Below are 18,296 nucleotides of genomic sequence, written 5' to 3'. Positions count from 1 at the left end.
GTCAGTTACCGGCGGTGAGCTTGGTGTACTCCTCGAAGGAGAGCGCGTCCTTGGGCTCCTCGGAGAGGCGGACCTTGAACAGCCAGCCGCCCTCGAACGGGGCGGTGTTCACGAGCGCCGGGTCGTCGACGACGTCCTGGTTGGCCTCGACGATCTCGCCGGAGACCGGGGAGTACAGGTCGCTGACCGACTTGGTCGACTCCAGCTCGCCGCAGGTCTCGCCCTCGGTCACGGTGTCGCCGACCTCGGGGAGCTGGGCGTAGACGACGTCACCGAGCGCGTTGGCCGCGAACTCCGTGATGCCGACCGTCGCGACGCCGTCCACGACGTCCGACAGCCACTCGTGCTCCTTGGTGTAACGCAGCTTCTCGGGGTTGCTCATGACCTGATTCTCCTGGATGCGGGGGAGTGGATACGAACTGCGGTCTTGGGTACTGAGACGGCGCCGTCCGGGTACCCGGACGGCGGACGTCGTGCGCGGAGGGTTACTTCTGCCGCTTGTAGAACGGCAGCGCGACGACCTCGTACGGCTCATGCGTACCGCGAATGTCGACGCCGACGCCGGAGGTGCCGGGCGCGGCGTGCTCCGCGTCCACGTACGCCATCGCGATCGGCTTGCCCAGCGTCGGGGACGGGGCGCCCGAGGTGACCTCGCCGACGACCTTGCCGCCGGCGACGACGGGGAAGCCGGCGCGCGGGACGCGGCGGCCCTCGGCAACCAGGCCGACCAGCTTGCGCGGCGCCTGGGACGCGGCCTTCTCGGCGGCGGCCTCCAGGGCGGCGCGGCCGACGAAGTCCCCCTCCTTCTCGAACTTCACGACCCGGCCCAGACCCGCGTCGAACGGGGTCAGGGAGGTGGTCAGCTCGTGCCCGTACAGCGGCATGCCCGCCTCCAGGCGCAGGGTGTCGCGGCAGGACAGGCCGGCCGGGACCAGGCCGACGCCCTCGCCGGCCTTGGCCAGCGCCTGCCACAGCTCCACGGCGTGCTCGGGGGCGACGAACAGCTCGAAGCCGTCCTCGCCGGTGTAGCCCGTACGCGCGATCAGCGCGGGCACGCCCGCGACGGTGCCCGGCAGGCCCGCGTAGTACTTGAGGCCGTCCAGGTCGGCGTCGGTGAGCGACGCCAGGATGCCGGGGGACTCCGGGCCCTGCACCGCGATCAGCGCGTAGGCGTCGCGGTCGTCGCGGACCTCGGTGTCGAAGCCGGCGGCGCGCTCGGTCAGGGCGTCGAGGACGACCTGGGCGTTGGAGGCGTTGGCGACGACCATGTACTCGGTCTCGCCGAGGCGGTAGACGATCAGGTCGTCGAGGATCCCGCCGTCCTCCTGGCAGATGTGCGTGTAACGGGCGCGGCCGACGCCGACGGTCGAGATGTTGCCGACGAGCGCGTAGTCCAGGGCCTTGACGGCCTCCGGGCCGGTCAGGGTGATCTCGCCCATGTGCGACAGGTCGAAGAGGCCGGCCTTGGTGCGCACGGCGTTGTGCTCGTCGCGCTCGCTGGCGTACCGCAGCGGCATGTCCCAGCCCGCGAAGTCGGTCATGGTCGCACCGAGCGAGCGGTGCAGCGCATCGAGGGCGGTCAGGCGGGGGGCAGTGCTCATGGGTGTGGCTCCCGGGTCCCAGGGCATCGACATGACATGACGAGGACGTTCCTCCCCATCTGTCATCGGAACCTGAGAGGTTCGCCGAGAGTTCCGCCGATCGTCCGATCGCCGGTCTCCCCGACTTGCACCTTGGGTGGAGCTGCCGAACAGCTCGCTTTTCAGATCTGCCTCATCCACGCGGTACGGGGCCTGAGAGATTCAAGGGAGGTTCTTGCTCCTTCGGCGCCCGCGCACGGCCTTGCGGCGTGCCGGGACTCTCCCGCGCGGATTCAAGCGGCCGGTATGCAGTTGGTCCAGATGGCGCACATCATTGCACGCCATGCCCGAGATCGGGGGTCGGGGTCCGAAAGTTCGTACGCCCATCCGAGCGGGCGGAACGGAACCGGACATGCCGATTACCGTCTCTTTACACTCAGGGGGCAAGGGTCCCGGTGACCCGATTCGGGGGAGGCGAACACTGTGCGGAGATTCGGAGTGGTGACGACGACGGGAACCGTGGAGGCGGTGCCGGGTCAGCGGCGCGGCGCGCGCGATCGCCGGAGGGCGGCCGACGGCGGCCTCGGCCTCGTACGCGACCTGCGCGGCCCGGCGCTGCCCGCACCCCGGCGACTCGGCTTCGCCGAGGGCGACATCGTCGTGGTCTCGGGCCTCCCCGGCGGCGGCAAGAGCACGCTGATCAAGCGGGCCGCGCCGGAGGGCGGGGCCGTCGACTCCCAGGACACCCGCGAGCGCTGGGAGCGCCGGATGCCCGCCCGGCTTCCCTACGCCGTCTACCGCCCGCTGGTCCGCGCCGCGCACTACTGGGGGCTGTACCGGATCCTGCGCTCCGGCGCCTCCGTGGTCGTCCACGACTGCGGCACCCAGAGCTGGGTGCGCGGCCTGCTCGCCGCGGCCGCGCGCCGGCGGGGCCGGGCGCTGCACCTCGTCCTCCTCGACAGCAGCCCCGAGGAGGCACTCTCCGGGCAGGCCGCTCGGGGCCGCGGGGTGTCCGCCTACGCCTTCGCCCGCCACCGCGGGGCCGTGGGCCGCCTGCTGCGCGACGCCGAGGAGGGCCGCCCGCCCGCCGGGTGCGCCTCCGCGACCCTCCTGGACCGCCGCTCGGCCGCCGCGGTGACGGGGATCGGCTTCCACCCCTGACCGCCGGACCGCCCGCACCCGGGTCCCCCGCGGCGGCGCCCGCCCGGGGGCCGGTACCCTGCGGGGCGACACGCGCGGGACCGTACGCGCGCGACCAGACAGGGGCAGGGGCAGATGCAGGGCAGCGGCTGGCCGGGGAATGAGCTGGAGCAGGTGCTCGGGGCGGCGCTCGGGCAGCCGGACGCCGGCGGCCGGATCCTGGAGGTGCTGGGGCGCAGCCAGGTGTGGGTGCCCCTGCCGGGCGGCGGCGGCCCCGACACGGCCGGCCTGGACCTGCCCACCATGGACATCGGCGGCGCGGCGTACGTCCCGGTCTACAGCTCCGAGGCCCAGTTCCTCGCCTGTGTCGGCCCCGGCATGGACTTCGCGGTGGCCCCGGCGGTCGAGTTCGCCCGGGGCCTGCCCCCGCAGCTGGGCATCGCGGTCAATCCGGAGGGCGCCGTCGGCGTACCGCTGCCCCCGCCCGCCGTCGCGGAGCTCTGCCGCGCCGGCCGCAGCCCGCTCGACGGACCCGCCGCCGGCGGCCGCGTGCGGCTCTTCGAGCCCGACTGGCAGGAGGACCCGGTGGACTTCCTGGCCGCCGCCGGCGAGGAGTTCCGCGCCACCGGCGTGGTCGCCGCGGCCCACCGCTGCCTCGCCAGCGTCGAGGGAGGGGCCCCGCAACTGTTCATCGGGGTCCGCCTGGCGGGGTGGGAGCCGCAGATGCGGGAGGCGCCGATGGAGGCGCTCGGACGGGCCCTGGCGCGCGTGCCGGCGCCGTGGCCGGTGCAGTTGATCCTCCTGGACGCGGCCCAGGACCCGGTCACGGACTGGATTCGTGAGCGCGTACGCCCCTTCTACCTGCCGTAGGGCCGCTTAAGCTGGTTACATCTCCCGGCCGCACGCATGAGCGCCGACCGGGTGAGGCACGCGTGGAGCGACGGGCGGACGAAGAGGGGTACCGGGTGAGTGCGTCAGGCACGGCCGCGGCCGGGCAGGTCGAGCACATGATGCGCCAGGTGACCCCCGGGCGCTACGAGAGCTACGAGTCACTGCTGCACGCCCTGTCCGAGGGCCGGCTGTGGATGCTGCTGTGGCAGGGGCAGCCGGGGTCCCCGGACGCCCAGTACGGCGGGATGGAGGTCGAGGGGCTCGGCTACGCGCCCTGCGTCACCTCCCCCCAGGAGCTGGCCGCGAGCGGCTGGAACCGCGGCTACGAGGTGGTCACCGGCCGGGACATCGCCCGGGCCCTCTACCCGGACCGGTGGGGCCTGTGGCTCAACCCGCACGCCCAGGGCGGCGGCCTCGGCGTCCCGTGGGCGGACCTGCGGCGCATCGCGACCGGCCTGGACCGGATGCCGGCGGGCCCGCTGCGGCTGTCCGAGCCGAGCATCGAGCTCCCGCAGTTCTACGGGCTGCTGACCCAGCACGCGCACCGCACACCGGCTGTGCGCTCGCTGCGCCGCGCCTGGGTGCAGCCGGCCCTCGGGTCGCCGTACCTCGCGGTCGGGCTCGACCTGTACGACGCCTCCGGGCCCGCGCTGGAGTCCGTACGGGAGATGATGCGCCAGTCGGTCGGGGCGGTCCCCGAGGGCGTCCCGGTGTGCACCGTCGCGCTGGCGGACGAGCACGATCCCGTGGCCATGTGGCTGCGGGCGCAGACGCGCCCCTTCTACGACCGCGAGGGCCAGGCGCCGGCGTACTGATCCGGCGCGCACGGACGCCCCGCCGACCTGCGGCGACTTCCGGCACCACTCCCGCATAGTGAGACATCCGTCTCGAAGGCCGCACCGGTCGCATCGGTGCGGCCTTCGGCATATCCGCTGAATAGACCCAGGATCCGTGCCCGAAAGGGCAGTTGGGCCGGATGTCCGTTCCGCGCCGAACGGGCGGTGTTTCACCGCTCAACAGGTCTGGCGGTTCGGATAGCGGAAGGTGTAGGCGCAGATCACGGTTGCGCATCACATCCCCGGGGGGTCTGGCGGGCGATTGAGAGCGCGTTGAAGACTCCCCCCACCGAAGGCCGGTCCATCTCACAAACACCGGCTCTTCACGTGCACTTCCGGCACATTTCTCGCCAATCGCACAACCAGCGACGCCGATTGAACCAAGCCGCCACAGCGGCGGGCATGGGCCGGCCACCGTCGGCCGAGAGGGGTCCCCACCACGATGACGGCACCACTGCACGACACCAGCGCGGCCGAGCCCGCGGCCGTGGCCGCCCCCGACGTTCCGCAGAAGGCGATCGAGGGGCGCTCGCCGTGGCAGATCGCCTGGCTGCGCCTCAAGCGCGACAAGGTCGCGCTGGCCGGCGGCATCATCGTGATCCTGCTGATCCTCGTCGCGATCTTCGCGCCGCTGATCGTCAAGGCCTTCGGACATCCGCCGGAGGAACTGCACGAGGACCTGCTCGACCCGCTGCTGGGCCTCCCGCTCGGCGACTGGGGCGGCATGAGCAGCGACTTCCTGCTCGGCGTCGAGCCGGTCAACGGCCGCGACGTCTTCAGCCGCATCGTCTACGGCGCCCGGATCTCGCTGCTGGTGGCCTTCCTGTCCGCCTTCGTGGCGGTCTCGCTGGGCACCGTCTTCGGCATCGTCGCCGGCTACTTCGGCGGCTGGGTCGACGCCGCCATCAGCCGGGTCATGGACCTGCTGCTGGCCTTCCCGCAGCTGCTCTTCATCATCGCGCTGATCTCGGTCATCCCGAACAAGCTCTGGGGTTTCGAGGGCTCGGGCCTGCGCATCGCCGTACTGGTGCTGGTGATCGGCTTCTTCGGCTGGCCGTACATCGGCCGCATCGTCCGGGGCCAGACCCTCTCGCTGCGCGAGCGCGAGTACGTCGAGGCCGCGCGCAGCCTCGGCGCGGGCCGCTTCTACATCCTCTTCCGCGAACTGCTCCCGAACCTGGTGGCGCCCATCACGGTCTACGCGACGCTGATGATCCCCACCAACGTGCTGACCGAGGCGGCGCTGAGCTTCCTCGGAGTCGGCGTCAAGCCGCCCACGCCGTCCTGGGGGGAGACCCTCGCCACGGCCGTGCGGACCTACGAGGACGATCCGCTCTTCATGATCTTCCCCGGCGTAGCGATCTTCATCACCGTGCTGGCCTTCAACCTCTTCGGCGACGGCGTCCGTGACGCCCTCGACCCGAAGGGCTCCCGCTAGCCACCGCAGGGCAAACCAGGAACCGGCCTCGTGCCGTACGTACACCGGAACTACAACGGAGGGTTGCGAGCATCGTGACTACCCATCGCACGTCGAAGCGCAGACTTGCCGCCGGCACGGCCGTCGTGCTCGCGGCCATGCTCACCGCGACCGCCTGTGGCGGGGCCGAGAAGAAGGACGACAAGGCCGCCGCCTCCGGCAGCGGCTTCAACGCGGGCATCGACAAGGTCGCCAACGCGTCGGACAAGAAGGGCGGCGAGCTGAAGTTCGTCGGTACCCAGGACGCCGACTCGTGGGACCCGCAGCGCGGCTACTACGGCTTCATGTGGGACTTCTCCCGCTACTACACGCGCCAGCTGATCAGCTTCAAGCCGGGCCCCGGCAAGGAGAGCACCGAGCTCGTCCCGGACCTCGCCACCGCCAAGGCCGAGATCAGCGACGGCGGCAAGACCTACAAGTACACCCTCAAGGACAACGTGACCTGGGAGGACGGTTCGCCCGTCACCGCCCAGGACGTCAAGTACGGCATCGAGCGCACCTGGGCGCAGGACGTCATCTCCGGCGGTCCGGTCTACCTCCAGCAGGTCCTCGACCCGAAGGCCGAGTACCCCGGCCCGTACAAGGACACCGCTCCGGACAAGCTCGGCCTGAAGGCGATCGAGACCCCGGACGCGAAGACCATCATCTTCAAGCTCCCGACGCCCAACGGCGACTTCGAGCAGATGCTGGCGATGCCCGCGGCGAGCCCGGTCAAGCAGGACAAGGACACGGCCGCCAAGTACGGCCTGAAGCCCTTCTCGAACGGCCCGTACAAGATCGACTCGTACGAGCCGAACAAGAGCATGAAGCTCTCGCGCAACGAGAACTACAAGCCCGAGTCGGACACCATCCGCAAGGCGCTCCCGGACACCATCTCGGTCACGTTCATGGCGAACGCGGACGACATGGACAAGCGCCTGATGAACGGCGAGTTCGACCTCGACATCAACGCGACCGGCATCGGCCAGGCGGCCCGCGCCACCGCGCTGAAGGACCACAAGGGCAACCTCGACAACGGCCAGACCGGCTTCATCCGGTACGCGGTCATGCCGCAGACCGTCGCGCCGTTCGACAACATCGAGTGCCGCAAGGCCGTCATCTACGCCGCCGACAAGAAGTCGCTGCAGACCGCCCGCGGCGGCCCGCAGGCCGGTGGCGACATCGCCCCGAACATGCTGCCGCTGGGCATCAAGGGCTCGGACGCCAAGTACGACCCGTACGAGGTCCTGAAGAACGACGGCAAGCCGAACCTCGAGAAGGCCAAGGAGGCCCTCAAGGCCTGCGGCAAGGAGACCGGCTTCAAGACCACCATCGCCGTCCGCAACAACAAGCCGGTCGAGGTCGCCACGGCCGTCTCGCTCCAGAACGCCCTGAAGCAGGTCGGCATCGAGGCCGACGTCGACCAGTTCGACGGCGCCCAGACCTCCGGCATCATCGGTTCGCCGAAGGTCGTCAAGGAGAAGGGCTACGGCATCATCATCATGGGCTGGGGCGCCGACTTCCCGACCGGACAGGGCTTCTCGCAGCCGCTGGTCGACGGCCGCTTCATCCTGCAGAGCGGCAACAACAACTTCTCCGAGCTGAACGACCCGGCGATCAACAGCCTGTTCGACCAGGCCATCGCGGAGACCGACCCGACCAAGGCCGGCGACATCTACAAGCAGATGAACCAGAAGGTCTCCGAGGCCGCGGTCTACCTGCCCTTCGTCTACGACAAGACGATCACCTGGCGCAGCAGCCGGCTGACGAACGCCTACACCACCGACGCCTACAACGGCCGCTACGACTACGCGTCCCTCGGTGTCGTGAAGTAACGGTCCATCAGTCCAGTTCCAGTGTTCCAGTGCCACACCCGCTAGGCACGAAGGGCAGGTGATGGCCGCGGTTGCGGCCTGGGGGCGCTCTCCAGAAGAGGGCGCCCCCGGGCCACAGCCAGGCCGAGCGCAGTGCTTGCATACCTCATCCGACGGATCTTCGCCGTCCTCGTCATGCTGCTGGTCATCACGCTGGTGACCTTCGGAATCTTCTTCCTGTTCCCGAAGCTGATCGGGACGGACCCTGCCCTGTACTTCGTGGGCAAGCAGTCCGACCCCGCCGCCATCGAAGGCATCCGGCAGAAGATGGGTCTCGACGACCCGATCCTCGTCCAGTTCGGCAAGTTCGTCGTCGGGCTGGTGGCGGGTCGCACGTACGCCAACGGCTCCGACGTCACGCAATGCGCCGCGCCCTGCTTCGGATACTCCTTCAAGACCGAGCAGGAGGTCTGGCCGCTGCTGCTGGACTGGCTGCCGGTCACCCTCTCCCTCGCCATGGGCGCCGTCGTGCTCTGGGTCGCGGGCGGCGTCGCCACCGGCGTCGTCTCCGCCCTCAAGCGCGGCAGCCTCCTGGACCGCTCGGCCATGGGCGTCGCCCTCGCCGGCGTGTCCCTCCCCATCTACTTCACGGGCATGCTCGTCATCGCCCTCTTCTCCGACCAGCTCGGCTGGTTCGGACGACCGGAGGCGAGCTTCGCCGAGGATCCGGGCAGGTGGTTCAACGGCATGATCCTGCCGTGGGTCTCGCTCGCCTTCCTCTACGCGGCGATGTACGCGCGGCTCACCCGCGCGACCATGCTCGAAGTCCTCGGCGAGGACTACATCCGCACCGCCCGCGCCAAGGGCCTGACGGAACCCGTCGTCATCGGCAAGCACGCCATGCGCTCGACGATGACGCCCATCCTGACCGTCCTGGGCCTCGACCTCGGCGCCCTGATGGGCGGCGCGGTCCTGACCGAGTACACGTTCTCGCTGCACGGCCTCGGCTACAGCGCGGTACGCGCCATCAGCGAGCACGACCTCCCCGTCATCCTGGGCATCACCCTGATCTCCGCGTTCTTCGTCGTCGCCGCGAACCTCATCGTTGACCTCCTGTACGCGGTGATCGACCCCCGAGTGAGGCTGTCATGACCGACCCGACGACCAAGACCGGAGAGACCGGAGCGCTCAACCAGCCCTACGACGGGGCGCCGTCCTCCACCGCCTTCCTCGACGTCCGCGACCTCAAGGTGCACTTCCCGACCGAGGACGGACTGGTCAAGTCGGTCGACGGCCTCTCCTTCACCCTGGAGAAGGGCAGGACCCTCGGCATCGTGGGCGAGTCCGGCTCCGGCAAGTCGGTCACCTCGCTGGGCATCATGGGCCTGCACCGGGTGGGCCAGTACGGCCGCCAGCGGGCCCGGATCTCCGGCGAGATCTGGCTCGACGGCAAGGAACTGCTCTCCGCCGACGAGGACGAGGTGCGCAGGCTGCGCGGCCGGGAGATCGCGATGATCTTCCAGGACCCGCTGTCCGCGATGCACCCGTACTTCACGGTCGGCAAGCAGATCTCCGAGGCGTACCGGGTCCACCACAAGGTCGACAAGAAGGCCGCCCGCAAGCGGGCCGTCGAGCTCCTCGACCGCGTCGGCATCCCCGAGCCGCACAAGCGGTTCGACAGCTACCCGCACGAGTTCTCCGGCGGCATGCGCCAGCGCGCGATGATCGCGATGGCGCTCGTCAACAACCCCGAACTGCTCATCGCGGACGAGCCGACGACCGCCCTGGACGTCACCGTCCAGGCCCAGATCCTCGACCTGATCCGGGACCTGCAGAAGGAGTTCGGCTCAGCGGTCATCATGATCACGCACGACCTCGGCGTGGTCGCCGAGATGGCCGACGAACTCCTCGTGATGTACGGCGGCCGCTGCGTCGAGCGGGGCACCGCCGAGAAGGTCTTCTACGAGCCCCGGCACCCCTACACCTGGGGCCTGCTGGGCTCGATGCCGCGCATCGACCGCGAGCAGACCGAGCGCCTCATCCCGGTCAAGGGCTCGCCGCCCAGCCTCATCAACATCCCGAGCGGCTGTGCCTTCAACCCGCGCTGCCCCTACGCCGACGTGCCCAAGGGCAACGTCACCCGCACCGTGCGCCCCGAGCTCACGGCGCAGGACGACACCGGGCAGGACGGCACCCGCCACTGGTCCGCCTGCCACATGTCGCAGGAGGAGCGGACCCGGATCTGGACCGAAGAGATTGCGCCGAAGCTGTGACCGACACCAAGAAGACGGATCCGGCCGTCACCCTTCCGGCGCAGGCCACGGACTCGCCCGAGCCGCTGCTCAAGGTCACCGGCCTGACCAAGCACTTCCCCATCACCAAGGGGCTGCTGCGCAGGCAGTCCGGCGCGGTCAAGGCCGTCGACGGCCTCGACTTCGACGTCCGGCGCGGTGAGACCCTCGGCGTCGTCGGCGAGTCCGGCTGCGGCAAGTCGACCATGGGCCGGCTGATCACGCGGCTGCTCGAACCGACCGGCGGGACCATCGAGTTCGAGGGCAAGGACATCACCCACCTGGGAGTGGCGGGCATGCGCCCGCTGCGCCGAGACGTCCAGATGATCTTCCAGGACCCCTACGGCTCGCTGAACCCGCGCCACACGGTGGGCACCATCGTCAGCGCACCGTTCAAGCTCCAGAACGTCACCCCGGAGGGCGGGCTCAAGGCGGAGGTCCAGCGGCTGCTGTCGCTCGTCGGCCTCAACCCCGAGCACTACAACCGCTACCCGCACGAGTTCTCGGGCGGCCAGCGCCAGCGCATCGGCATCGCCCGGGCCCTGGCGCTCAAGCCGAAGCTGGTCGTGGCGGACGAGCCCGTCTCGGCGCTGGACGTCTCCATCCAGGCCCAGGTGGTGAACCTGCTGGACGACCTCCAGCAGGAGCTCGGCCTCACCTATGTGATCATCGCGCACGACCTGTCGGTCATCCGGCACGTGTCGGACCGCATCGCGGTGATGTACCTCGGCAAGATCGTCGAGCTCGCCGACAACAAGTCGCTGTACGGGGAGCCGATGCACCCCTACACCACGGCCCTGATGTCGGCCGTGCCGGTGCCGGACCCGAGGCGGCGGGGCGCCAAGAGCGGCCGCATCCTGCTCAAGGGCGACGTGCCGTCCCCGATCTCGCCGCCGAGCGGCTGCCGCTTCCACACGCGGTGCTGGAAGGCGACGCAGATCTGCGCGACGCAGGAGCCGCCGCTGCTCGCCCTGAAGGCGGGCCACCAGGTGGCCTGCCACCACCCGGAGAACGCCCCCGACCAGGCCCCGGACGACAAGCCCCTGCCGGGCGCGTCGGACGCGGTGACCACGGCGACGGACTGACCCCGGCCGCGGGCGGGCCCCCCGGCCCGCCCGCCCAGCCCGGCCCCGCCGGCGCGTGAGGCACGGGACTCGGTCCGGAGCCCCGCGTCGGTGAGCCGTACCCGGCCGCGGTGGCGGAGCCCCGCATTCCGCCGAGCCCGCCCGGCCGAACCCGGCCTCGGCGGCGCTGGGGTTACCCGCACCCGGCGGCGGAGCCCCGCACTCCGCCGAGCCCGCCCGGCCGAACCCGGCTCCGCCGGCGCGTGGGCGCGGGGTTCGGGGCGGAGCCCCGCGTCGGTGAGCCGTACCCGGCCGCGGTGGCGGAGCCCCGCATTCCGCCGAGCCCGCCGCAGGCGACGCGGCAGGTGACAATGGCCCCGTGCTCCACGATCTCTTCCCGCCGGGGGTCCAGCATGCCCTGGACCTCGCAGGCATCTTCGTCTTCGCCACCTCCGGCGCCCTCCTCGCCGTCCGCAAGAACTTCGACGTCTTCGGCATCGCCGTCCTCGCCCTCGTCACCGCCCTCGGTGGCGGCCTCTTCCGCGACCTGGTCATCGGCGCCGTCCCGCCGGCCGCCTTCGGCGAGCTCAGCTTCTTCGTCACCCCGCTCCTCGCCGCCGCGTTCGTCTTCTTCCTGCACCCCGAGGTCCAGCGGATCAACCGGGCCATCAACGTCTTCGACGCCGCCGGCCTCGCGCTGTTCTGCGTGACCGGCACGACCAAGGCCTACGAGTACGGCCTCGGCCTGACCGCGTCCGCCGCCCTGGGCCTGGCCACGGCCGTCGGCGGCGGCGTACTGCGCGACGTCCTGGTCAACGAGGTGCCCTCGCTGCTGCGCGACCGCGAGATGTACGCCGTGCCCGCCACCGTCGGGGCCGCGATGGTCGCCGTCTCCATCGCCCTGGACTCCCTCAACGCCGTCACCACCGGCCTGGCGATCGTGACGACCTTCGTCCTGAGGCTCCTCGCCATGCGCTACCACTGGCGGGCGCCCCTGGCCTGGAACCGGCGCTCCTCGGTGGCCGAAGAGCCGTAACAAGAGAAAGCTACCGCTTAGTAGTAAGCGGGTGTACCGTCGTTCCATGTCATATGCAGCTGCCCAGGCATCCATCGGCGACAGCGAGTTCGACCGCGACACCGCCATCACCGAACGCGCGGGTGAGCCCGGCGTGTACGACGCGGAGCTCTCCGCCGGCTGGACGATCATCGCCGCTGTCAACGGCGGCTACCTGCTGGCCCTGGTCGGCCGGGCCCTGTCGGCGACCCTCCCGCACCCGGACCCCTTCACGGTGTCCGCGCACTACCTGACCTCCTCCGTGCCCGGACCCGCCGTGATCCGCACCGAGGTCGTCCGGGTCGGCCGCACCCTCTCCACCGGCCAGGCCTCGCTCTTGCAGTACGACGAGCACGGCAACGAGGTCGAGCGCATCCGCGTCCTCGCCTCCTACGGCGACCTCGCCTCCCTCCCCGACGACGTGCGGACGGTCGCCGAGCCCCCGCTCATGCCCTCCTACGAGAACTGCGTCGGCCCCGAGGCGGGCCCCGCACCGATCCCCGGCAGCTCCGCCATCGTGGACCGCCTCCGGCTCCGGCTGGACCCGGCGACCGCGGGCTGGGCCGTCGGCGCGCCCTCCGGCAAGGGCGAGATGCGGGCCTGGTTCGAGCTGGCCGACGGCCGCGACGCCGACCCGCTCTCCATGCTCCTCGCGGTGGACGCGCTGCCGCCGACCGCCTTCGACCTCGGCCTGGTGGCCTGGACCCCGACCGTGGAGCTCACCACGCACATCCGCCGCCGCCCGGCCCCGGGCCCGCTGCGGATCTCCATCACCACCCGCAACCTGGCCGGCGGCTTCCTGGAGGAGGACGCCGAGGTCTGGGACTCCACCGACCACCTGGTCGCACAGTCCCGCCAGCTCGCGCGCGCCCTGCGCATCTGACCCCCCGCGCTCCCGGTGGGACCCCGGCGGGAGGCGGCGGGGCGGGCACGAGCCCCCCGCGGCCCGGCCGGGGTCCCGCTGGGCCGAAGGGCACGGGTGGGCCCCTAGAATCGGGGGATCATGGCCTACCTCGACCACGCCGCCACCACCCCCATGCTGCCGGAGGCCGCCGCGGCGATGACCGCGCAGTTCGCCGCCACGGGGAACGCCTCCTCCCTGCACGCCGCCGGCCGCCGGGCCCGCCGTACCGTCGAGGAGGCCCGCGAGGCCTTCGCCGAGGCGATCGGCGCCCGCCCCAGCGAGGTGGTCTTCACCGCCGGCGGCACGGAGGCCGACAACCTTGCCGTCAAGGGCCTCTACTGGGCCCGGCGCGACGCCGACCCCGCCCGGACCCGGGTCATCGCCAGCCCCGTCGAGCACCACGCCGTGCTCGACGCCGTGCACTGGCTCGCCGAGCACGAGGGCGCCCAGGTCGACTACCTGCCCGTGGACCGCTACGGACGCGTGCACCCCGACGCCTTCCGCGAAGCCGTCGAGCGCAACCCCGACGACGTCGCCCTGGCCACCGTCATGTGGGCGAACAACGAGATCGGCACCGTCATGCCGGTCCGCGAACTGGCCGCCACCGCCCGCGAGGCCGGGATCCCCCTGCACTCCGACGCCGTCCAGGCCTTCGGACAGCTCGACGTCCACTTCGCCGACAGCGGCCTCGCCGCCATGACCGTCAGCGGCCACAAGATCGGCGGCCCCTACGGCATCGGAGCGCTGCTCCTCGGCCGCGACCAGAGCCCCGTACCCGTCCTGCACGGCGGCGGGCAGGAACGGCACGTCCGCTCCGGCACCCTCGACGTGCCCGCCGTCGCCGCCTTCGCGGTGGCCGCAGTCCTCGCCGCCGAGCGCCGCGAGCAGTTCGCCGCCGAGATCGGCGCCCTGCGCGACGAACTCATCGCCGCCGTGCTCGCCGCCGTGCCCGACGCCGTCCTCGGAGGGGACCCCGAGGAGCGGCTCCCGGCCAACGCCCACTTCAGCTTCCCCGGCTGCGAGGGAGACTCCCTGCTGCTCCTGCTCGACGCCCAGGGCATCGAGTGCTCCACCGGCTCGGCCTGCACCGCGGGCGTCGCCCAGCCCAGCCACGTCCTGCTGGCGGCCGGCACCGACCCGCGCCTGGCCCGCGGCACCCTGCGCTTCTCCCTCGGCCACACCTCCACCAAGGAGGACGTCGCCGCCCTGGCCGCAGCCATCGGCCCCGCGGTGGAGCGGGCCCGGACGGCCGGCCTCAGCTGAGCGGCCGGGAGGCTCAGGCCGAAGCGGCCAGGGCCTCCCGGACCATGCGTATGTAGCGGTCCCAGTCCCAGTGGTCGCCCGGGTCCGTGTGATCGGCGCCCGGCACCTCGGAGTGGCCGACGATGTGCCCCCGGTCCGCCGGGAAGTCGTAGCGGCGGCAGATGTCGGCCGCCAGCCTTGCCGACGCCGCGTACATGGCGTCCGTGAAGTCCTTCGGCCGGTCCACGAAACCCACGTGCTCGATGCCGACGCTGCGCTCGTTCATCGAGCGGTTGCCCGCGTGGAAGGCCACGTCCAGCTCGCGCACCATCTGCTCCACATGCCCGTCACCGCGGACTATGTAGTGCGCCGACGCCTTGTGCCAGGGGTTCTTGAAGGCGTCCACCGAGGACTTGAAGCCGCCCTGTGTGACATGCACGACGATCCGGTCCACCCGGTAGTCGTCGGGCCGGTCCGCCATCCGCCAGTTCGCCGGCGAGGCCGCGGTCCACCCCGCACCCGCGTGGTCGATCTCGCCCTCCTTGCGCGGCTTGGCCACCCCCGGCAGCAGCCACCACGTGCGGCTGATCTCGTCCCGCCCCGCCACCGCCGCCGCGGCGACCACCCCGAGGCCGCCGAACAGCACCGCACGGCGCGTGCGGCTCCTCGGCTTCGACCCGGTGTTCCCCTGCTCGGTCATGTGATCCACCCCCCTGACCCCCTAACGCGCTGTGACCCCGCTCGGTTCCCCCGTACCCTGGACGGTGCTATGACTGAGAACCTGCCGCGCACCGACCGCCCCCTTCGCGTCCTGGCCGCCATGTCCGGCGGAGTGGACTCCGCCGTCGCCGCCGCCCGCGCCGTCGAAGCCGGGCACGACGTGACCGGCGTCCACCTCGCGCTCTCCGCGAACCCGCAGTCCTTCCGGACCGGCGCCCGCGGCTGCTGCACCATCGAGGACTCCCGCGACGCCCGCCGCGCCGCCGACGTCATCGGCATCCCCTTCTACGTCTGGGACCTCGCCGAGCGCTTCCGCGAGGACGTCGTCGAGGACTTCATCTCCGAGTACGAGGCCGGGCGCACCCCGAACCCCTGCCTGCGCTGCAACGAGAAGATCAAGTTCGCGGCGCTGCTCGACAAGGCCCTCGCCCTCGGCTTCGACGCCGTCTGCACCGGCCACTACGCCACCGTCGTGCTCAAGGAGGACGGCTCCCGCGAGCTGCACCGCGCCTCCGACATGGCCAAGGACCAGTCCTACGTCCTCGGCGTCCTCGACGAGAAGCAGCTCGCCCACGCGCTCTTCCCGCTCGGCGACACCCTCACCACCAAGGAAGAGATCCGCGCCGAGGCCGAGGCCCGCGGCCTGGCCGTCGCGAAGAAGCCCGACAGCCACGACATCTGCTTCATCGCCGACGGCGACACCCAGGGCTTCCTCGCGCACCGCCTCGGCAAGGCCGAGGGCGACATCGTCGACGAGTCCGGCGAGAAGATCGGCACCCACGACGGCGCCTTCGGCTTCACCATCGGCCAGCGCAAGGGCCTGCGGATCGGCCACCCGGCCCCCGACGGCAAGCCGCGCTACGTCCTCGACATCTCCCCGGTGAACAACACCGTCACCGTCGGCCCCGCCGAGGCCCTCGACGTCAGCGCCCTCACCGCGATCCGTCCCCGCTGGTGCGGAGCCGAGGCGGCCGCCCCGGGCACCTACACCGCCCAGCTGCGCGCCCACGGCGGCGAGACCGAGGTCTTCGCCGAGGTCGTGGACGGCGAGCTGCGCGTCTCCTTCACCGAGCCCGTCCGCGGCGTGGCCCCCGGCCAGGCGATCGTGCTCTACGACGGCACCCGCGTGGTCGGCTCGGCCACCATCGCGACGACGACGCGGGCCGCCGCCGCCGTCTGATCGGCCCGGTCAGACCACCGTCAGGACGATCTTGCCGGTGGTCCGGCCCTGCTCGCCGATCTCATGGGCCCGCGCGGCGTCCGCCAGCGGCAGCACCGTCTCGACCAGCGGCTTCAGCAGGCCCTTGTCCGCGAGGTCCGCGATCGCCTCCAGCCCCTTGAGGTCCGGGTCGACCAGCACCCAGGCCGCGTTCACCCCGTCGGCATCCGCCGGGACGGAGTCCGGGCCGGGCAAGGACACCAGGTGGCCGCCGGACCTGAGCACCTTCAGGCTGCGCTTGGCGGTGTCCCCGCCCAGCGCGTCCAGCACGACGTCGACGTCCGAGACCGCCTCGGCGAAGTCCACCGAGCGGTAGTCGATCAGCTCGTCGGCGCCCAGCCCGCGCAGCACGTCGTGCTTGGCGGCGCTGGCGGTGCCGATCACGTACGCCCCGCGCGCCTTGGCGATCTGCACCGCCAGGTGGCCGACGCCGCCGGCCGCAGCATGCACGAGCACCCGCTGCCCGGCCGTGACCCCGGCCGTGTCCACCAGCGCCTGCCAGGCGGTGAGCGCCGCCAGCGGCAGCGCCGCCGCCTGCACGTGGTCGAGGGAGGCGGGCTTGCGGGCGAAGTGCCGCGCCGGGGCCGCCACGTACTCCGCGTAGCCGCCCGCCTGCCGCGGGAAGTGCGGCATGCCGTACACCTCGTCGCCGGGGGCGTAGAGGGTCACGCCGGGCCCGACCGCCTCGACGGTGCCGGAGACGTCCCAGCCCAGGATCGGGGTCTCGCCCCAGGCGATCAGGGCGCCGCTGGCGCGGGTCTTCCAGTCGACCGGGTTGACGCCCGCCGCGTGGACCCGGACGAGGACCTCGCCTAGCCCCGGCTCCGGCCGCTCGATCTCCCGCTCGACCAGGTTCTCCGGGCCGCCCCACTCGTTGACGACGATCGCGCGCATCTCAGTCCGCCTCATTCCGTTCGTTTGCGTCCGATACCGGGCTGTCTCCCGGCGACGTGTCCCAGACTCGGGCACCGCGCCCCCTCGTGGTGTTGGCCGTTTGGCCACCCTGTGACAGGATCTGGCCATGGGTGCGATGCGCGAGGACCACGAGCAGGCCGCGGACACGAACCGCCGCGGGAACGGCACGGACGGCCGGCACCTGGTCGCGGTACTGGCCCTGCCCGGCTTCCCGCCGTTCGAGCTGGGCATCCCCTCCCGCGTCTTCGGCAGCGCCGTCGACGATGACGGCGACGCCCTGTACGAGGTCGTCGTCTGCACCGCCGACGGTGCCCCCGTGCCCAGCGACTGCGGATTCTCCCTCCAGCCCGCCGCCGGCCCGGAAGCCCTCGCCGCCGCCGACACCGTGATCGTCCCGCCCACCCACGCCATGCCCGAGCTGGCCCGCGGCGGGCCGCTGCCGCCCGCCGTCGCCGAGGCCATCGCCGGCATCCGCCCCGGCACCCGCCTGGTGTCCATCTGCTCCGGCTCCTACGTGCTCGCCGCCGCCGGACTCCTCGACGACCGCCCCGCGACCACGCACTGGAACCTCGCCGACGAGTTCCGACGCGCCTACCCGCGGGTCCGCATCGACGAGGACGTCCTGTTCGTCGACGACGGCGACGTCCTGACCTCGGCCGGGGTCTCCGCCGGAGTCGACCTGTGCCTGCACCTGATCCGCCGCGACCACGGCGTCGCCGTCACCAACCGGGCCGCCCGTATGTGCGTCGTCCCGCCCTGGCGCGACGGCGGGCAGGCCCAGTTCATCGACCGGCCCGTCCCCGAGCCCACCGTCGCCACCACCACCGCCACCCGAGCCTGGGCCCTGGAACGCCTCGCCGAACCGGTCAGCCTCGCCGAACTCGCCGCCCACGCCCGGATGAGCCTGCGCACCTTCACACGGCGCTTCCGCGACGAGGTCGGCATGACCCCCGTGCAGTGGCTCACCGCCCAACGCCTGGAGACGGCCCGGCACCTGCTCGAATCCAGCGACCTCCCCGTCGACCTCGTCGCCCACCGGTCCGGCTTCGGCTCCGCGGGCTCACTGCGCCAGCACATGCGCGCGTCCCTCGGCGTCTCCCCGATCGCCTACCGCCGCACCTTCCGGCCCGCCGCCCCGGCATGACCTCCGAGGTAATCGCCACCGCGGGC

At 71.8% G+C, this 18,296-nt stretch carries 17 protein-coding genes and 1 riboswitch; of the genes, 13 read left to right on the top strand and 4 right to left on the bottom strand.

All coding sequences use genetic code 11. The features are described from left to right. Position 1: 1 nt before the first annotated feature. Together gcvH and gcvT are read right to left on the bottom strand one after the other, a co-directional pair. The gene (gene gcvH, locus AVW11_RS00230) at positions 2-382 is read right to left on the bottom strand and encodes a glycine cleavage system protein GcvH (RefSeq protein WP_030846773.1); all 381 of its coding nucleotides are present in this window, start codon (positions 380-382) and stop codon (positions 2-4) included. A gap of 103 nt (positions 383-485) precedes the next feature. Further along, positions 486-1,601 (bottom strand): glycine cleavage system aminomethyltransferase GcvT, encoded by a 1,116-nt coding sequence (gcvT, locus tag AVW11_RS00225; RefSeq protein ID WP_030846777.1) that lies wholly within the window; start codon positions 1,599-1,601, stop codon positions 486-488. Positions 1,602-1,772: 171 nt separating this feature from the next. Continuing rightward, positions 1,773-1,876: riboswitch (glycine riboswitch) on the bottom strand. Between the two features lie 205 nt (positions 1,877-2,081). Between gcvT and AVW11_RS00220 the strand changes: the two genes are divergently transcribed. The 11 genes from AVW11_RS00220 (at position 2,082) to AVW11_RS00170 (ending at position 14,293) form a co-directional block, all read left to right on the top strand. Next, entirely contained in the window at positions 2,082-2,741 is a 660-nt protein-coding gene (locus AVW11_RS00220) for an AAA family ATPase (RefSeq protein ID WP_051700263.1), read from the top strand. Between the two features lie 114 nt (positions 2,742-2,855). After that, a complete protein-coding gene (locus AVW11_RS00215) occupies positions 2,856-3,590 on the top strand; it encodes an enhanced serine sensitivity protein SseB (RefSeq protein WP_030846783.1) in 735 nt (244 codons plus the stop codon). Between the two features lie 95 nt (positions 3,591-3,685). Then, the gene (locus tag AVW11_RS00210; protein ID WP_030846786.1) at positions 3,686-4,426 is read left to right on the top strand and encodes an enhanced serine sensitivity protein SseB C-terminal domain-containing protein; all 741 of its coding nucleotides are present in this window, start codon (positions 3,686-3,688) and stop codon (positions 4,424-4,426) included. Between the two features lie 463 nt (positions 4,427-4,889). Next, positions 4,890-5,885, top strand: a complete 996-nt coding sequence (locus AVW11_RS00205; protein ID WP_030846791.1) for an ABC transporter permease — start codon at positions 4,890-4,892, stop codon at positions 5,883-5,885. Between the two features lie 74 nt (positions 5,886-5,959). Continuing rightward, positions 5,960-7,738: an ABC transporter substrate-binding protein gene (locus AVW11_RS00200; protein ID WP_030846793.1), complete on the top strand. Its 1,779-nt coding sequence runs from the start codon at positions 5,960-5,962 to the stop codon at positions 7,736-7,738. 132 nt (positions 7,739-7,870) lie between these two features. Continuing rightward, positions 7,871-8,869 (top strand): ABC transporter permease, encoded by a 999-nt coding sequence (locus tag AVW11_RS00195; RefSeq protein ID WP_030846795.1) that lies wholly within the window; start codon positions 7,871-7,873, stop codon positions 8,867-8,869. Then, on the top strand, positions 8,866-9,990 hold the full coding sequence (locus AVW11_RS00190; RefSeq protein ID WP_076042862.1) for an ABC transporter ATP-binding protein: 1,125 nt from the start codon (positions 8,866-8,868) through the stop codon (positions 9,988-9,990). Before AVW11_RS00195 ends, AVW11_RS00190 begins: the two co-directional genes overlap by 4 nt. After that, on the top strand, positions 9,987-11,093 hold the full coding sequence (locus AVW11_RS00185; RefSeq protein ID WP_076042861.1) for an ABC transporter ATP-binding protein: 1,107 nt from the start codon (positions 9,987-9,989) through the stop codon (positions 11,091-11,093). Before AVW11_RS00190 ends, AVW11_RS00185 begins: the two co-directional genes overlap by 4 nt. 358 nt (positions 11,094-11,451) lie before the next feature. Then, a complete protein-coding gene (locus AVW11_RS00180; RefSeq protein WP_030846801.1) occupies positions 11,452-12,108 on the top strand; it encodes a trimeric intracellular cation channel family protein in 657 nt (218 codons plus the stop codon). Positions 12,109-12,154: 46 nt separating this feature from the next. After that, positions 12,155-13,009, top strand: a complete 855-nt coding sequence (locus tag AVW11_RS00175; protein WP_030846804.1) for a thioesterase family protein — start codon at positions 12,155-12,157, stop codon at positions 13,007-13,009. A gap of 120 nt (positions 13,010-13,129) precedes the next feature. After that, positions 13,130-14,293, top strand: coding sequence for a cysteine desulfurase family protein (locus AVW11_RS00170; protein ID WP_030846807.1), 1,164 nt, complete (start codon positions 13,130-13,132; stop codon positions 14,291-14,293). Between the two features lie 13 nt (positions 14,294-14,306). Here AVW11_RS00170 and AVW11_RS00165 read toward each other — a convergent pair whose 3' ends face one another. Then, on the bottom strand, positions 14,307-14,972 hold the full coding sequence (locus AVW11_RS00165) for an N-acetylmuramoyl-L-alanine amidase (RefSeq protein WP_030846810.1): 666 nt from the start codon (positions 14,970-14,972) through the stop codon (positions 14,307-14,309). Between the two features lie 69 nt (positions 14,973-15,041). On the opposite strand from AVW11_RS00165, the gene mnmA reads away from it, so the two are divergent. After that, the gene (gene mnmA / locus AVW11_RS00160) at positions 15,042-16,172 is read left to right on the top strand and encodes a tRNA 2-thiouridine(34) synthase MnmA (protein ID WP_030846814.1); all 1,131 of its coding nucleotides are present in this window, start codon (positions 15,042-15,044) and stop codon (positions 16,170-16,172) included. 9 nt (positions 16,173-16,181) lie between these two features. Here mnmA and AVW11_RS00155 read toward each other — a convergent pair whose 3' ends face one another. Continuing rightward, entirely contained in the window at positions 16,182-17,105 is a 924-nt protein-coding gene (locus AVW11_RS00155; RefSeq protein WP_076042860.1) for an NADP-dependent oxidoreductase, read from the bottom strand. A gap of 136 nt (positions 17,106-17,241) precedes the next feature. On the opposite strand from AVW11_RS00155, the gene AVW11_RS00150 reads away from it, so the two are divergent. Then, positions 17,242-18,270 (top strand): GlxA family transcriptional regulator, encoded by a 1,029-nt coding sequence (locus tag AVW11_RS00150; protein ID WP_076042917.1) that lies wholly within the window; start codon positions 17,242-17,244, stop codon positions 18,268-18,270. The last annotated feature ends 26 nt before the right edge of the window (positions 18,271-18,296 follow it).

The sequence above is a fragment of the Streptomyces amritsarensis genome (assembly GCF_001953875.1).
In the GTDB taxonomy this organism is placed as follows: domain Bacteria; phylum Actinomycetota; class Actinomycetes; order Streptomycetales; family Streptomycetaceae; genus Streptomyces; species Streptomyces amritsarensis.
The sequence above is the reverse complement of the archived record's forward strand: the minus strand, read 5'-3'. Positions and strand labels throughout refer to the sequence as shown.

What these genes read in the sequence shown, in the direction of transcription:
- gcvH (WP_030846773.1), bottom strand. Translation starts at nt 382, where the DNA reads ATGAGCAACCCCGAGAAGCTGCGTTACACCAAGGAGCACGAGTGGCTG.
- gcvT (WP_030846777.1), bottom strand. Translation starts at nt 1,601, where the DNA reads ATGAGCACTGCCCCCCGCCTGACCGCCCTCGATGCGCTGCACCGCTCG.
- AVW11_RS00215 (WP_030846783.1), top strand. Translation starts at nt 2,856, where the DNA reads ATGCAGGGCAGCGGCTGGCCGGGGAATGAGCTGGAGCAGGTGCTCGGG.
- AVW11_RS00205 (WP_030846791.1), top strand. Translation starts at nt 4,890, where the DNA reads ATGACGGCACCACTGCACGACACCAGCGCGGCCGAGCCCGCGGCCGTG.
- AVW11_RS00190 (WP_076042862.1), top strand. Translation starts at nt 8,866, where the DNA reads ATGACCGACCCGACGACCAAGACCGGAGAGACCGGAGCGCTCAACCAG.
- AVW11_RS00175 (WP_030846804.1), top strand. Translation starts at nt 12,155, where the DNA reads ATGTCATATGCAGCTGCCCAGGCATCCATCGGCGACAGCGAGTTCGAC.
- AVW11_RS00170 (WP_030846807.1), top strand. Translation starts at nt 13,130, where the DNA reads ATGGCCTACCTCGACCACGCCGCCACCACCCCCATGCTGCCGGAGGCC.
- AVW11_RS00165 (WP_030846810.1), bottom strand. Translation starts at nt 14,972, where the DNA reads ATGACCGAGCAGGGGAACACCGGGTCGAAGCCGAGGAGCCGCACGCGC.
- mnmA (WP_030846814.1), top strand. Translation starts at nt 15,042, where the DNA reads ATGACTGAGAACCTGCCGCGCACCGACCGCCCCCTTCGCGTCCTGGCC.
- AVW11_RS00155 (WP_076042860.1), bottom strand. Translation starts at nt 17,105, where the DNA reads ATGCGCGCGATCGTCGTCAACGAGTGGGGCGGCCCGGAGAACCTGGTC.
- AVW11_RS00150 (WP_076042917.1), top strand. Translation starts at nt 17,242, where the DNA reads ATGCGCGAGGACCACGAGCAGGCCGCGGACACGAACCGCCGCGGGAAC.